A 15,839-nucleotide genomic window follows, 5' to 3' on the forward strand; every position below is an offset into this window, starting at 1 on the left:
AAATCGGAGTTTTTTAATTTATAGTCTCCTTTACCGGGAGAGTTTAGAAGTGGGCTACCAGGCTTTAGTGATCTAAAACCGGATTATTTTTGTGTTATATTGTAATAAAATCAATAAATTCGACTCATAGTATTATAAAAGTCCACATGAGTAACAAACCTTACGCAGCCTTACTTGGCGCCGTTTTGCTAACAACCGCCGCATTGGTAACATCGGCACAAACCCAGCCGGCACCACCCGAAAACCCGAACCTTAAAATTTACCGGGCCACTACCGAAAAGATCAACGACCTCATCCACACTAAACTCGATGTACGTTTTGATTATAAAAAACGCTACCTGTACGGTAAAGAGTGGGTTACCCTTAAACCACACATGTACCCTACCGATACTTTGCGTTTAGATGCAAAGGGTATGGATATTAAGACCGTTGCCGTAGTAAAGGCCGGTAAAAACACGCCGCTTAAATTTACATACGATAGCCTTTCGCTGGCTATTAGGCTGGATAAGGTTTACCGCAACAACGAAAATTACACTATTTATATAGACTATACCTCCAAGCCCGATGAACTGAAAAGCGTTAAAGGCAGTGCGGCTATCAGTGATGCTAAAGGTTTATACTTTATTAACCCCGATAGCGCGGTTAAGGGCAAACCGGTACAGATTTGGACGCAGGGCGAAAGCGAAAGCTCATCGGCGTGGTTCCCTACCATTGATAAACCGAACCAGAAAACTACCGAAGAAATTTACATGACGGTGCCCTCCAAATACGTAACACTAAGCAACGGTAAACTGGTATCGCAAAAAAATAATGGTAACGGCACCCGTACCGATTACTGGAAACAGGACCTGCCGCACTCGCCCTATTTATTTATGATGGCCGTGGGCGATTTCAAGATCTATAAAGAAACATGGAAAGGCAAGGAAGTTAACTATTACCTGGAGCCAAAGTACGCGCCTTACGCTAAAAACATTTTTGGTTACACGCCCGAGGCTATGGAGTTTTATTCCAAATTATTAGGTGTTGACTATCCATGGGTTAAATACGCACAAATTGTAGTGCGCGATTATGTAAGCGGTGCTATGGAAAACACCAGCGCAACCCTGCACGGCGATTATGTACAAGGTACACCGCGCCAGTTTCTGGACCGTTATTATAACGGAAGTTCGGGCGAGAGCACCGTGGTACACGAGTTGTTTCACCAGTGGTTTGGCGATTATGTAACTGCCGAAAGCTGGAGCAACCTAACCGTTAACGAATCATTTGCCGATTTTAGCGAAACCCTTTGGGCCGAATACAAATATGGTAAAGATGATGGTGATGCGCACATTGCCGGCGACCGCAGACAGTACTTAAACTCTGCCGATGCAGGAGGTAAAAACCTGGTTCGTTTTAATTATAATGATAAGGAAGATGTATTTGATGTGGTAACCTACCAAAAAGGTGGTTCGATATTATATATGCTACGCAACTATTTAGGTAATGAGGCTTTTTATAAAGGCTTAAATATTTATTTAAAAACCAACGCCCTTAAAAATGGCGAAGCACAGCAATTGCGTTTAGCTTTAGAAGAGGCCAGCGGTAAAGACCTCAACTGGTTCTTTAACCAATGGTACTACAACGCCGGTCACCCAATTTTAAATATCACTTACAGTTGGGATGCCGCTACTAAAACCCAATTGGTTTATGTGCAGCAAACCCAAACCGGTAACGCGTTTACGCTGCCAATTGCTGTAGATTTTTATAACGGCAAAAACAAAACCCGCAAGCAGGTATGGCTGCGCACCAAAGCCGACACACTAACCTTTAAACTGGATGCCAAACCCGACCTGGTTAACGTGGATGGAGACAAGATGCTGCTGGCTAAAAAAACCGATACTAAAACCGGCGATGAGTTCTTGTTCCAATACAATAACGCACCTTTATACCTGGACCGTCAGGAAGCATTAACTTTTGCCCGTAACCAAACTTCGGGCGATGCCAATGCACGTAAAATTATTACCGCGGCTTTAAACGATAAGTATTATGGTTTGCGTGTTGAAGCCATCAGGGCATTGAAACTGAACAATGACGATGTGCGTAACGCGGCCCAACCAATCCTTATTTCCCTGGCCCAAACCGATAAAAATAATTTAGTTAAGGCTGCTGCTATTACTGCCTTAGGAGGCTTAAAAGCATCGGGTAATACTACCTTGTTTAAACAAGCCCTAAGCAGCCAGTCGTACGCGGTACAAGCCGCAGCATTAAATGCTTTAGGCCTGCTTGACCCCGCCGCCAGTTTAAGTATGGCTAAAGGCCTGGAAAAAGACAGCGAAGGCGAATTGGCGCAATCTATCCTTAACATTTACGCTGCCAATGGTACCGATGCGGAGTGGCCTTATGTAAACAGCAAATTTGAAGCAGCCGATGTAAACAGCAAATTTACGGTTATGCGTAATTATGCCGCTTTTGCCGGCCGCGTAAAAAATACGGCTTATGCCCAGCAAGGTATTGAGCAAATAAAAAGCTTTGGTGTAAAATACAAACAGTATGGCATTGCGCCTGCTGTAATTACTTTCCTGGAAAGTATTAAAGCCGATCGTGTTAAACTTAACGACGGCGCTTCGGTAAAAGCAGCCGATGAAGCTATCGCCGCGTTAAAATAATTGCGGTAAAATAATATGAGTAAGGGGCTGCCATGCAAAGGCAGCCCCTTTTGGTTTATAGCTTTTAGTGCTCCAAATGTTAAATACGCTAAATAATTAGGAGGTTTAACTGCCGATTAATACATTTACGTTGTATCAATATTTACGGTCATGAAAAAAATATTATTGGCTTGTGTGTTTGTAACCGCTTGTACAGGTATTGTAAAGGCGCAGGATCTATCTCCACGATACTACTTGCCTCTTACCCTTAATTCAATAAACTCATCTACGCTAAAGGTTGATACCAGTGTGAACGCGTTATTAGGTAAAAAGGCAGACCGAAATCCACAAATTAAAGATCTACTTAAAAGTAAGTTGGCACCTGTAAGTACACAATTTGATGAAGTATATTACAGTACCATGCCGGTTGTTGCAAACAATATTAAACTTACCGATATGATGCCCATCATAAAACCGGGTGAACGCAATATGCGCTATACCATGACTATTAAACGGATAGAGATTGTTGATCCAACTAAAGTTAAGGCTGAGCACCAAACGGATGTAGAGAGATAGATTAGCGATATGCTATCAGAATCTATACTCTTGAATCTGTATTCTGTCCCCCTAATAATCCTTATTAAGCAGCTTTTCCAGTTCCGCAAAACTAATATTCATTTTTACGCGGCCCTGTTTAGCGTAGGAGATCTCGCCAGTTTCTTCGGATACGATAATGGCGGTGGCTTCGTTAGCTTCGGTAGCACCTATGCCGGCACGATGGCGTAAACCAAATTGTGGTGGCAAGTCGGTATTATCAGTAAGGGGTAAAATACAACTAGCCGATTTAATTTTATTAGCCGATATAATTACAGCACCATCATGCAAAGGTCCGTTCTTTTGAAAAATACTTTCTATCAATCGCTTGGAAATTTTGGCATCCATTACTTCGCAGCTGTTCTGGTAAATTTGCTCATCGTAATCTTTCACAAAAACAATAAGCGCGCCGGTATGGGTTTGCTTCATGCTTTTGCAAGCATCTATAATAGGTTTTATACGTTTGTAATTGTCTTTCTCTACGTCGGATTTACCCAGGAAGTATTTCCACCAGGCGCGGTTACGCTGGAGTGATGCGTTACGTCCAACCAATAACAAAAACCGCCTTATCTCCTGCTGAAAAACCACGATGATGGCAATAATGCCCACGCTCATGAAGTTTTTGAGTATAGTGGTCAGCAGCTTCATATCTAAAGCGCTAACTATGGGGTAAAGCAGGCAAATGATAACCAGGCCAATTAAAATATTGGCGGCTATGGTACCCTTTATTAAATTGTAAAGTTGGTAAATTAATATGGCTACCAGCAGTATATCTAACAAGTTAAAAAACCAGTTGGATTTAAATTGGTCAAAGTTCATCGACTGCATAAACGAAGGTAGCCAATTTTAGGGATTTTATATATCACTGGTGTTACAGATACATCACTCCGGGGTTAATAACACTTTCTCTCCTCTAAAGCAACAATACCCCATCATCTTTTCCTTTTTTTATCCTATTTTCAGCGCTGCTAATTGCATTGTCATGAAAAAAATTTACTTATGGGCCGTAGCATGCATGTTATCGGCTGCTGCCTTTGCTCAAAACGAGATCTTTTACACGGTTTCCTTCCCTAATGTAGCCCACCACGAGGCCGAGATCAGTATGCGGGTGCCACAAGTACCAGCTGCAACGCTGCGTTTTCGCATGAGCCGTTCTTCACCAGGGCGTTATGCCACACACGAGTTCGGCAAAAATATTTATAACCTGAAAGCCTACGGCGAAAAAAATACACCGCTCACCATTAAACAGGTAGAGGGCGATGTTTATGAAATAGCGCAGCACGGTACAACCGTAATTATCAATTATACCCTGTTTGGTAATTATATGGATGGCACCTACACCGGCATCACTACCAATAACGCTCATTTTAACATGCCTGCCTCTTTCTTGTGGGTGTTAGGTATGGAAAAGCGTCCGGCTAAGTTTAAGTTTAATGATACCGAAAAATTAGGCTGGAAAGTAGCTACACAATTAAAGCCGGAAGCCGATGGCATATATTATGCGCGAGACTTGCAATATATGATGGATAGCCCGACATCGTTAGCTCCCTATAAAATGTACAGCTGGGATATTGCCAACCCCGATGGTAAAAAACAGGCTATCCATTTAACTACCAACAGCGCCGATGACCAGGCCACTATTGATGCCTTTGGCCTTATGGTTAAAAAAGTAACTTTAGAAGCACAAGCTGTTTTTGGCGAACTGCCGGTTTATGATTATGGCAATTACGTATTCCTGCATGATGTAGATGCCACCAATGCGGGCGATGGCATGGAGCACCGTAACTCCACCAGCATTGTACAAACCACCCCTAAAGTAGCCGGTAACGAAACCCGTTTGCTGGGCACTTTTTCGCATGAGTATTTTCACAGTTGGAACGTGGAGCGCATCCGCCCGAAATCGTTAGAACCGTTTAACTTTGAGCACGCCAACATGAGCAGCGAGCTTTGGTTTGCCGAAGGCTTTACGCAATATTATGGCGGCCTTATACTGGCACGCGCCGGTTTTACCCCACAAGAAGATTATACCCGCACCATTGCCGGCTTGGTTAATACCGTATTAAACACACCGGCCGCCGCCCGTTATTCACCCGCGCAAATGAGCCGTTACGCCGTATTTGCCGATGCCGGTGTATCTATCGATCCTAACAATAACGCTAACGTATTTACCAGTTACTATACTTATGGTGGTGCTACGGCATTAGCCCTCGACCTTCGCCTGCGCAGCGAGTTCAAGCTAACGCTGGATGATTACATGCGTGCCGTTTGGCTAACACTGGGTAAACCCGAAAAGGCCTACACCATCCCCGACCTACAAAGCGTATTGGCTACTGTTACCAAAAACCCCAAGTTTGCAGTCGAATTTTTTAGCAAGTATATTTACGGGATTGAAAAGAATAATTATGCCGCTCTGTTGGATAAAGCCGGTATGACAATGCGCAGGGTGCAACCGGGCAAAGCATGGGCCGGCTTTTTAGGCGGTGCCGGTGGCCGAGGCCGCTCGGGCCAGGCACGCAGTACCGAAAACACAGGCTTGCTTATTAGCAATAGCACTACTATAGGTACGCCCTATTATAAAGCCGGTTTAGATGCCGGTGATATTTTACTTACCGCCAATGGTACCGCCATACAAGACGGTCAATCTCTCACCGATTTAGTAAACGCCAAAAAACCGGGTGATAAAATCAATATCGCCTACAAAAACCGTTCGGGTAACCACGAAACGGTAGTTACTTTAGAAGAAAGTCCTAATTTTGAAGTAGTAACCTACGAAACTGCAGGCAAAGAGTTATCGGCCGCACAAAAAGAATTCCGTAACCAATGGTTAAGTTCCAAAATAAAATAATGATGAAAAAATATACCATAGCCTTGTGCTTATTAGTCGTAGGCTTCAACAGCTTCGCACAGGATGTAAACAAGCTGATACAGCAAAACGATGTGGAGCGCATCATCAAAACCCTAAGCGCCGATGATATGCAGGGTCGCGGTACCTTTACGCCGGGTATTGATAAGGCTGCTACTTTTATTGAAGGCGAATTTAAAACAGCAGGTTTAAAACCACTTGCCGGCGCTACAGGCTTCCGCCAAAATTTTACGGTTTACCGTACCGTACCTACGCAAATGCTGGTAAGCATTGATGGTAAAACCATAGCCTCAGAAAATGTTGCCATTGCAGCCGGAGCACCGTTCGACTGGAGTAACAATGCCGATGTACAGGTGGTTAAAATTGGGGCTGAACAAAACTTTCAGCAAGAATACCGTACCTACATGCGCAGCGAAAAGAAAACGCTGTTATTGGTAGATCCTCATTTCGAAGCATTTTTTAAACGCCTGCATGGTTTTATCAGCAGTGGAACTACCGGCTTTGTGGCACCTGCCGCTAATCCCCAGCAGGTGGTTATGGTATTGGGTATGTTTGATAATGTAAAGTCGTACGAGGTTAGCTATAAAACCAAAACCGAAAACCCGCCTATATTTAACGTGGCAGGTATGCTGCCCGGCAAAACCAAGCCCGATGAGTACGTGGTTTTCTCGGGCCATTATGATCATCTGGGTATTCAAAAAGCAATGGAAGGCGATAGTATTGCCAATGGTGCCGACGATGATGCTTCGGGTACCACAGCCATGATTACCCTGGCCAAGTACTACAAAAAGCTAAATAATAACGAGCGTAGCCTCATCTTTGTAGCCTTTACCGCCGAAGAAGTTGGTGGATATGGCGCAACCTATTTTTCTAAACAATTAGCTCCCGATAAAGTAGTGGCGATGTTTAACATAGAGATGATCGGTAAAACTTCCAAATTTGGTACTAACAGTGCTTTCATAACCGGTTACGAACGTTCTAACTTTGGGGAGATCTTGCAACGTAACCTGGAAGGTACCGCGTTTAAGTTTCACCCGGACCCATACCCGCAGCAAAACCTGTTTTACCGAAGCGATAACGCTACGCTGGCCCGTTTAGGCGTACCGGCCCACACCATATCAACCGACCAGATTGATATTGATAAGCTTTACCACACCGTAAAAGATGAGTTTAATTCATTGGATGCAGCCAATATTACAGCTACCATCAGGGCTATTGCGTTAAGTTCCCGCAGTATTGTATCGGGCAAAGATACCCCTACCCGGATAGCCAAGCTGGAACGATAGATCAATAACAAATAATCTGTTTAATAAAAACCCACAAATACTGCGCTGTGGGTTTTTATTAGTTTGCAGCCTGTTTAAAAACCCCGGCATGTGTGTTATCTTAGAAACCGAAAGGCTTGTGCTCCGGCAATTCAGTATTACCGATGCTCCATTTATTACCCAATTGCTTAACAGCCCTAAATGGCTGGAATTTATTGGCGACCGCCAAATTAAAACTATAGCCAATGCCCAAAATTACCTGGTTAACGGTCCGCTTTTAAGTTACAAAACCACCGCGTTTGGCTTATACCTGGTACAATTGAAAGACAGCAGCAAGCCCATTGGTATGTGCGGATTGGTAAAACGCGATTACCTGAACGATCTGGATTTAGGCTATGCATTGCTCCCTCAATTTGAGGGCAATGGTTATGCTTACGAAATAGCATCAGCCACTGTTATATATGCTTTTGAAAACCTGCACCTGCTAAGGCTGGCAGCCATAACTACTACCTACAACCTGCGCTCGGTTCATTTGCTTGAAAAAATGGGGTTTGTATTTAAATACGTGCTGAATAACGAAGCAGCAAATGGCTTGATGCTGTTCATCCGCGATGCTTGACAAGTTGGTTAGTAATTCAACACTCTTTCCGCATTACATGGTCGTTCATAAAATACGGGCCAATGGGTATATCTTCGTCATAGGCAATATTAAAGCCCATTTTCTCATAAAAGTCTTTAGCCTTATTATCGCGGTTAACGTTCAGTTCCAGCTTAGTTTTACCAGCTTGCCTAACCGCATCAACTACGGCATTTATCAATAATTTACCATAACCCCTACCTTGCGTTTGCGGGTGACAGTATAACTTATGCAGCTTGTAAACTTCGGCATCATCTGCGCGCGGTGAATATGCAGCAAAGGCTACCGGCACACCATCATCTTCCAGTATTAAATATTGCTGACTACCATCCTCTATTTGTACCGCTATTTTATCAGATATATAAATAGCGTTCAGCATATAAGTGATCTGTTCGGCCGAAAGTATAGCCTTGTAAGCAGGCCACCAGGTTTGATGGGCTATCTTCACAATACAGTTGGCATCGGCCAGGGTTGCAGGTCGGATGGTACACATATTAAAATAACTTTATTTTGGCCGAAAGGTTTAACAACTTACTTAATATATAAGCACTGGGGTTGCGCATTATAAATACAGCAGAACATGTTGAAGTAACCGTTGGTCCGTTACAAATCACCACTCGTCTAACTACCCTTTCGGTAGGAGATAATGCAACGCATATTTGGTTAACAAACACAATTATTTACTCCACCTCAACACTTAACCACCATGAAAGCCCTAAAACTATTTATCCTGATGTTGCTAACCGCCTTTGCAACTTATGCACAAAAGCCGACCAGTTTTACTGTCGACTTAAAAAAGGGTATAACCCTGATAGACAGTGCTAAAACAGCTGACCAGTATGCACAGGCTGCTACCTATTTTGATAAGATGGCTATCACACAGCCCAAAGAATGGCTGGTACAATATTATTCAGCTTATAGCAACCTGCTGATGGGCATTAGGGGTACGGGCAACGAAGAAATGAAAGATGCTATATACAATAAAGCATTAGGGTATGTAGCAAAAGCCGATGCCTTACAGCCTAACAACAGCGAGATATATGTGCTTAAAGGTTATTTAACTTTCATGAAAATGTCGATTGAGTCACAAACACGGGCAATGCAAATGATCCCCGAAGCCGACGAGTACCTCGTCAAAGCCATTAAACTGAATCCTGAAAACCCGAGAGCTTACCTGGTACGCGGTCAAAATACCTTCTACACCCCGCAAATGTTTGGCGGCGGTAAAAAAGAAGCCAAACCAATATTAGCAGCAGGTGTTGAAAAGTTTGCCATACAAAATATTAAAGGTTTGGAACCGGCCTGGGGCAAAGCCCGCTGTGCCACCTTGCTTAAACAGTGTGATTAAAGCCTCTCCCCAGCCCTCTCCGGGAGAGAGGGGGCTTTGAGCTTCCCTTTAATATGGCGATTGATTGCATTGTTTCTATACGCGTTATTACGAGGCACGAAGCCATCCCTACTCTACAGCTAAACAGGTGACTTTTCTACGCGGAGATCGCTTCGTATCCTTCCTTAATAATGGAGAAGGCTCCTGACTCTGTACTCTTGACTCAAGACTTTTAACTCCTCAATAATTATACTTATTACCCCACAGCTTTTTCAACTTCTCCCGTGCTTCGTTTTCACGGGCGTTGTTGCCGGGTTCGTAAATTTTAGTGCCTTTAACGGCGTCGGGTAAAAAGTCCTGCTCAATAAAGTTGCCTTCATAACTATGGGCGTATTTATAATCTTTACCATAACCAATGTTCTTCATGAGTTTGGTTTGTGCATTGCGCAGATCGAGCGGTACGGGCAAATCGCCGGTTTGTTTAACCAGTGCCATAGCGGTATCAATAGCGGTATAACTGGCGTTACTTTTGGCCGACGTAGCTAAATAAATGGCCGCTTGCGACAGGATGATACGCGCCTCGGGCATACCAATTTTGTTAACCGCCTCAAAACAGCTTTGTGCCAGCAGCAGTGCATTAGGGTTAGCATTACCAATATCTTCGGATGCTAAAATGAGCATCCGGCGGGCAATAAACAACGGATCTTCGCCCCCTACCAGCATACGGGCAAGCCAGTACACGGCACCGTTAGGGTCGCTGCCCCGCATGGATTTAATAAAGGCCGAAATAATATCGTAATGCTGCTCGCCGGCTTTATCATAAAGCGCCATATTTTGCTGCACATTTTCGAGTACGGCATCGTTGGTTACTACAATTTCGGGCGTATCAATAGAATTAACTAACAATTCAAAGATATTAAGCAGTTTACGCGCATCCCCGCCCGATAGGCGCAGCAGCGCTTCATGTTCCTGAATAGTGATCTTCTTTTCTTTCAGTACCTCATCTTCCTGCATAGCTTTATTAAGCAGGTTAACCAGGTCGTCCTCCTCCAAGTGCTGCAAAATGTAAACCTGACAACGAGATAGTAACGCCGAGATCACCTCGAACGATGGATTTTCGGTAGTGGCACCTATCAGCGTGACTATGCCCCGCTCTACCGCTCCTAATAACGAATCTTGCTGCGATTTAGAAAAACGATGAATCTCATCTATAAATAATACCGGCAGTGTTTGTCCGCCTTGTTTCAATAACGATGCCTTTTCAATTACCTCCCGCACATCTTTCACCCCCGAGTTAATAGCGCTTAACGCGAAGAACGGCCGCGACAGGCCTTGTGAAATAATATAAGCCAGCGTAGTTTTACCAACCCCCGGCGGCCCCCAAAACAACATCGACGGTAAATTACCCGATTCGATAGCCTTGCGCAGCACCGCACCCGGACCCACTAAATGCTTTTGCCCAACATAATCGTTTAACGCTTTAGGGCGCATACGTTCGGCTAACGGCGGCAAATTATTCATGCGGTAAATTTCGGCAAAGTTAAATGGAAATCCTAATGGAGTTAGCAAGGACGTTGTGGGATTGATTACCACAATAAGAATTTATTACAGGGAAAGTAAAAGTTTATCTATGGAAAAAACTTATAAACGTCTTTACGGGGAAGAAAACGAGTTAAAATAACCTGATCATTATTTAGCGGTATTAAGCCAATTTTCAAAATCTTTGGCCTCATCTTCTGTCAAACTTGGCTCATCTTTTACCTCTTCCATAGCGGTTAATAAGTATTGTTCTTCTTCTGATACCTCCACTTCAACTACATTAAATTGTAAAGTTTTGGCCATTTCCATTAACCACTTGTAGTGTTCGGTTTTTATATTGTCTATTACCAGCTTCATAATTCAAATATAGTAAACAATTTACTTGTAATTTGTGCTTTAGTAACTGATATGTCTAATGTATTCACCCCACAAACCTACCATCACCTCTGCGACCAGCTGGCTTCAACCGATGCGCAATTAGCAGCGGTTATTGACAACCACGGCTATTCACAGTTTTGGAACAGGAGCAATACGTTTGAAACCTTGGTGCATGTGATCTTAGAGCAACAGGTATCATTGGCTTCTGCATTATCGGCTTTGAATAAGTTGAAAGAAAAGGTTCAGGAAATCACACCGGCGCGGGTACTCCTGCTGACCGATGAGGAATTGAAAGCCTGTTACTTTAGTCGCCAGAAAACAACTTATGTAAGATACCTGGCTGAGGCTATCCTAAGCGGCCAGCTTGATTTGGCCGAACTGGAAAACCTGCCCGATGAGGAAGTACGCAAAAAGCTAACCTCCCTTAAAGGCATAGGCAACTGGACGGTAGATATTTACCTGCTTATGGTGTTGCACCGTAATGACATTTTCCCTATTGGCGATCTGGCTGTTGTAAACGCTATGAAACGGCTCAAACAGCTACCGGTATCAACTACTAAAGAAGAACTATTGCTTATGGCCGACCATTGGCGTCCGTACCGCAGTATAGCTGCTATGTTGCTGTGGCATTATTACTTGAGCGGGATGAGAATATAGACAAAAAGCCGTTATTGCTTTTTGCAATAACGGCTTTCTTATACAGTGTTGCAAAATCTTGATTCCTGACTCTGTACTCTTGACTCTAAGCTTATGACTATCCCAGCCTCTCCTTTTCCTGGAAGTTTTGAACGATTTCTACCGCGTTATCAACGGCATCGCTCAGGGTGGTAATAAAGGCACCCGGTTTGGCGAGGCTAATGGCGTAGGCAATAGGGTCGGTATCGGAGCCTAATACTGCGTAGGGCAAATCGGGGTTTACTTCCTGCATACCCTCTATCATGAGGCCTATAATGTTTTCTTTGGTACGGCCGCGGGTATGGTTTTCCTGGCGAAGTAAAATATGATCGAACATGGTGGCGGCAATGCGGCCCAGTTCGCGCAGATCCTCGTCGCGGCGGTCACCCGTACCCGAAATCAAACCAATTTTTTGCGGCGAATCTATATGACTTAAAAATTCCTTAATACCGGTGTAGCCGTTAGGGTTATGCGCAAAATCGACCATGAACTTAAATTCTTTAAAATTAAAGATGTTCATACGGCCGGGGGTTTGCGTGGCCGATGGCACGAAGGTTTGCAGCGAGGTTTTAATATCCTCGGTTTTAAATCCCCACAGGTAAGTAGCCAGCGTAGCCGCCAGTACGTTCTCTATCATAAACGGAACGGTACCGCCAAAAGTAATCGGAACTTGACTTGCACGTTGTACGCGAATCTTCCAGTCGCCTTTTTTAATAGTAATGTAACCGTTTTCGTAAACGCAGGCTATGCCGCCCTTTTGGCAATGCGCCTTAATAACCGGGTTGTTTTCATCCATGCTAAAGTAGGCCACAAAGCAACGGGCCTGCTTGCCAATTTTTACGCAGTATTCGTTGTCGGCATTCAGCACGCCCCATCCGTTTTTCTTTACAGAATCTATCACCACGCTTTTCACACGCATGAGGTCGTCGAGCGTATGAATATCCGACAGACCCAGGTGATCTTCCTGTATGTTGGTGACCACACCAATATCGCACTGGCCAAACCCCAAACCCGAACGTAAGATACCGCCGCGGGCTGTTTCCAACACGGCAAACTCTACGGTAGGGTCTTTTAAAATAAACTCGGTACTTACCGGGCCGGTGGTATCGCCTTTAAGCAACAAGCTGTTTTGCACGTAAATACCATCGGATGTGGTGAAGCCTACACGCCAGCCGTTATTTTTAACAATATGGGCTATTAGGCGGGTTGTAGTGGTTTTACCATTGGTACCCGTAGTAGCAATAATAGGGATGCGGGCCGATTTGCCGTAAGGGTACAGCATATCAACCACGCTACCGGCCACATTACGCGGCAAGCCTTCGCTTGGGGCAATGTGCATACGGAAACCCGGGGCGGCGTTCACTTCTAAGATCACACCACCGTTTTCGGTTAATGGTTCGGTTAGGTTATCGGCCATAATATCGATACCGCAAATATCCAAGCCTATGATACGCGAAATACGCTCACAAATAAATACGTTTTCGGGGTGTACCTGGTCGGTTACATCAATAGAGGTACCGCCGGTGCTTAGGTTAGCGGTCGATTTCAGGTAAACGATTTCCTCCGCAGCCGGAACGGTTTGCAGGGTATAATCCAATTTATTCAGCAAGTCCAGCGTATCGCGGTCTACCGATATATTGGTAAGTACATTTTCGTGCCCGTAACCACGGCGTGGGTCAGTATTTTCCTGATCGATGAGTTGCTGAATGGTAGATACGCCATTACCTTTTACATTGGCTGGCACACGTAGGGCAGCGGCCACCATTTTATTGTCAATTACCAGTACACGAAAATCATAACCGGTCACAAATTTTTCTACTATAACTCGGCGCGATACTTTAGCGGCATGTTCGAATGCCGAAACGGCCTCTTCCTCTGTTTTTACATTGATGGTAGCACCACGACCGTGGTTACCATCCAGCGGTTTAAATACCAGTGGGAAACCCACGGTACGAATAGCCTCCTTAACTTGCTCGGCCGATGTAATGGTCATGCCTTTGGCAACCGGGATGGCCTGCTCCTGTAAAATACGTTTGGTTTCTTCTTTGTTACCGGCTAAATCAACAGCTATGCTGCTTGTTTTTTCGGTCATGGTGGCGCGGATGCGTACCTGGTTTTTACCGTAACCCAGCTGCACCAGCGATTGCTTGTTGAGCCTGATCCACGGAATATCGCGCGATATAGCTTCTTCTACAATAGAACCCGTGCTTGGGCCTAAACGGCTGCTTTCCCTGATCTCGCGCATTTGCTGTATGTCCTTTTCCAGATCATACGGTGTACCTGCAATTAAGGCTTCGGCAATTTTTACGGCAGCGCTGGCGGCAAAAACACCCACATTTTCTTCGAGGTAATTAAATACCACGTTGTAAGTACCCGGCGTTTTGGTTTCGCGCGTGCGGCCATAACCGGTGTTCATGCCGGCCAGGGTTTGTATCTCCAGTGCAATATGCTCAATTACATGGCCCATCCAGGTGCCTTGCTCAACCCGCTGAAAAAACCCGCCCGGTACACCTGGCGAACAGCGGTGACTGTACATGCTGGGCAGCAGTTCTTTCAACCGCTCGTAAAAGCCATCAATAGTATTGGTTGGGCTATGCTCCAGCTCTTCCAAATTCAGGCGCATCTGTATTAATTTTTTACGGCTTATACTCCATATATTGGGGCCACGCAGCACCTGAATTTTCTCAATCTTCATAAATTCTTTCTATAATATTTCTGCCCCAAACCCTCACCGGCAGGGAAGGAAGTTTAAACAGTTCATCCCGCCCGGGCAGAGTTTTGGCAGGAACCGCTTTTTATTGCATATAAATGTAACAATGGAATGCAAATTTTGATGTAATTGTAGGATAATTATTATTTAAAAGTAAAGTTTAACCGCATTTTTTTATTACTTTGTAATATACCAGGTTAATTTAAAGATGATTGTCCCGAAAGGTAAATTAATAATTATAGGCGGCGCGGTTGATATGGGCACTAACCTAAGTGCCGAAGAACACATCATGAAGCCTAATTACATGAAGTTTTTTGAGCACGGTATTTTACGCCGCATGATGAACGAATCGGCACATTTAACAGCCTCTAAAGTTGAGGTAATTACCACCGCCTCGCAAATACCCGAACTGGTAGGCATTGAGTATATTAAAGCTTTTAACCAGCTGGAAGTACACAACGTAAATGTAATTGATATCCGTAACCGGGAAGACACCCAAAACCCGGAATATTTAGACCGCATTCGCCAGGCCGATGTAGTAATGTTTAGCGGCGGCGATCAGCTGCGTTTGAGCTCTATATACGGTGGCACCGAGTTTTTACAGATCTTAAAATACCGCTATTGCCACGAAAACTTTATTGTGGCCGGCACATCGGCCGGTGCGGCGGCGGCTTCTACCAATATGATCTATCGCGGCGAGAGCAGCGAGGCCCTGGTAAAAGGTGAAGTGCAAATTACCGCCGGACTGGGTTTTATCGACCACATGATCATCGACACGCATTTTGTACAGCGCGGGCGTATTGGCCGCTTGTTTTATGCGGTAGCAAGCAATCCCGGTATTTTAGGCATAGGTTTGGGCGAAGATGCCGGCCTGCTCATAACCGAAGGGAATATGATGGAAGCTATTGGCTCGGGCCTTACCATTGTGGTGGATGGCCGCGCGCTTTTACAAACCAATATATACGATGTAGAAATGGGTTCGCCGGTTTCTATTGAAGGACTGAAAGTACATGTGATGTCTATTTTTGACAAGTACGACCTGCCCCAGCATCGCCTGGTTATGAAAAAGAAAACCAAGGTGGAAGATGGCGTTTATTTGCAGATGCCGGATAGGGATTAAGTAAGAGAGTCATGAGTACAGAGTCAGGAGTCAAGACGGGAGCAGGGGTTCGGGGAGCGGGGTTTTGAGGTGCGGGAGCGAGGAAGATAGAGTACAGAGTCAGGACG

The 15,839-nt window shown here is 44.6% G+C and carries 13 protein-coding genes; 8 read left to right on the top strand and 5 right to left on the bottom strand.

Going from position 1 to position 15,839, the window contains the following annotated elements:
* Positions 1–146 precede the first annotated feature (146 nt).
* Both ACFQ3S_RS05850 and ACFQ3S_RS05855 read left to right on the top strand, forming a co-directional pair.
* Positions 147–2,645, top strand: coding sequence for a M1 family metallopeptidase (locus tag ACFQ3S_RS05850; RefSeq protein WP_377162237.1), 2,499 nt, complete (start codon positions 147–149; stop codon positions 2,643–2,645).
* Positions 2,646–2,795: 150 nt separating this feature from the next.
* On the top strand, positions 2,796–3,200 hold the full coding sequence (locus tag ACFQ3S_RS05855) for a hypothetical protein (RefSeq protein WP_377162239.1): 405 nt from the start codon (positions 2,796–2,798) through the stop codon (positions 3,198–3,200).
* A gap of 51 nt (positions 3,201–3,251) precedes the next feature.
* Here the strand turns inward: ACFQ3S_RS05855 and cdaA are convergent, their stop codons facing one another.
* Positions 3,252–4,046 carry a diadenylate cyclase CdaA gene (cdaA, locus tag ACFQ3S_RS05860; protein WP_377162242.1) on the bottom strand — a complete coding sequence of 265 codons (795 nt, stop codon included), beginning with the start codon at positions 4,044–4,046 and terminating at the stop codon, positions 3,252–3,254.
* A 154-nt stretch (positions 4,047–4,200) separates the two neighbouring features.
* On the opposite strand from cdaA, the gene ACFQ3S_RS05865 reads away from it, so the two are divergent.
* The 3 genes from ACFQ3S_RS05865 to ACFQ3S_RS05875 all read left to right on the top strand — a co-directional run bounded on the left by ACFQ3S_RS05865 (position 4,201) and on the right by ACFQ3S_RS05875 (position 7,965).
* Complete coding sequence (locus ACFQ3S_RS05865) at positions 4,201–6,063, top strand: M61 family metallopeptidase (protein WP_377162244.1); 1,863 nt, start codon at positions 4,201–4,203, stop codon at positions 6,061–6,063.
* Complete coding sequence (locus tag ACFQ3S_RS05870) at positions 6,063–7,367, top strand: M20/M25/M40 family metallo-hydrolase (RefSeq protein WP_377162246.1); 1,305 nt, start codon at positions 6,063–6,065, stop codon at positions 7,365–7,367. Before ACFQ3S_RS05865 ends, ACFQ3S_RS05870 begins: the two co-directional genes overlap by 1 nt.
* Before the next feature lie 88 nt (positions 7,368–7,455).
* Positions 7,456–7,965, top strand: coding sequence for a GNAT family N-acetyltransferase (locus tag ACFQ3S_RS05875; protein WP_377162248.1), 510 nt, complete (start codon positions 7,456–7,458; stop codon positions 7,963–7,965).
* Between the two features lie 16 nt (positions 7,966–7,981).
* Here the strand turns inward: ACFQ3S_RS05875 and ACFQ3S_RS05880 are convergent, their stop codons facing one another.
* The gene (locus ACFQ3S_RS05880; RefSeq protein WP_377162250.1) at positions 7,982–8,476 is read right to left on the bottom strand and encodes a GNAT family N-acetyltransferase; all 495 of its coding nucleotides are present in this window, start codon (positions 8,474–8,476) and stop codon (positions 7,982–7,984) included.
* A gap of 213 nt (positions 8,477–8,689) precedes the next feature.
* Between ACFQ3S_RS05880 and ACFQ3S_RS05885 the strand changes: the two genes are divergently transcribed.
* Positions 8,690–9,331: a hypothetical protein gene (locus ACFQ3S_RS05885; RefSeq protein WP_377162252.1), complete on the top strand. Its 642-nt coding sequence runs from the start codon at positions 8,690–8,692 to the stop codon at positions 9,329–9,331.
* 219 nt (positions 9,332–9,550) lie between these two features.
* On the opposite strand, the gene ACFQ3S_RS05890 is transcribed toward ACFQ3S_RS05885, so the two are convergent.
* Both ACFQ3S_RS05890 and ACFQ3S_RS05895 read right to left on the bottom strand, forming a co-directional pair.
* Positions 9,551–10,831, bottom strand: a complete 1,281-nt coding sequence (locus ACFQ3S_RS05890) for a replication-associated recombination protein A (protein ID WP_377162254.1) — start codon at positions 10,829–10,831, stop codon at positions 9,551–9,553.
* Between the two features lie 168 nt (positions 10,832–10,999).
* The gene (locus tag ACFQ3S_RS05895; protein ID WP_377162256.1) at positions 11,000–11,206 is read right to left on the bottom strand and encodes a hypothetical protein; all 207 of its coding nucleotides are present in this window, start codon (positions 11,204–11,206) and stop codon (positions 11,000–11,002) included.
* A 51-nt stretch (positions 11,207–11,257) separates the two neighbouring features.
* On the opposite strand from ACFQ3S_RS05895, the gene ACFQ3S_RS05900 reads away from it, so the two are divergent.
* Positions 11,258–11,884 (top strand): DNA-3-methyladenine glycosylase family protein, encoded by a 627-nt coding sequence (locus tag ACFQ3S_RS05900; RefSeq protein WP_377162258.1) that lies wholly within the window; start codon positions 11,258–11,260, stop codon positions 11,882–11,884.
* A gap of 97 nt (positions 11,885–11,981) precedes the next feature.
* On the opposite strand, the gene cphA is transcribed toward ACFQ3S_RS05900, so the two are convergent.
* Positions 11,982–14,597, bottom strand: coding sequence for a cyanophycin synthetase (gene cphA, locus ACFQ3S_RS05905; protein ID WP_377162260.1), 2,616 nt, complete (start codon positions 14,595–14,597; stop codon positions 11,982–11,984).
* Positions 14,598–14,820: 223 nt separating this feature from the next.
* Between cphA and ACFQ3S_RS05910 the strand changes: the two genes are divergently transcribed.
* Positions 14,821–15,732 carry a cyanophycinase gene (locus ACFQ3S_RS05910; protein ID WP_377162262.1) on the top strand — a complete coding sequence of 304 codons (912 nt, stop codon included), beginning with the start codon at positions 14,821–14,823 and terminating at the stop codon, positions 15,730–15,732.
* The last annotated feature ends 107 nt before the right edge of the window (positions 15,733–15,839 follow it).

This window comes from Mucilaginibacter terrae, from assembly GCF_042679325.1.
Classification (GTDB): Bacteria; Bacteroidota; Bacteroidia; order Sphingobacteriales; family Sphingobacteriaceae; genus Mucilaginibacter; species Mucilaginibacter terrae.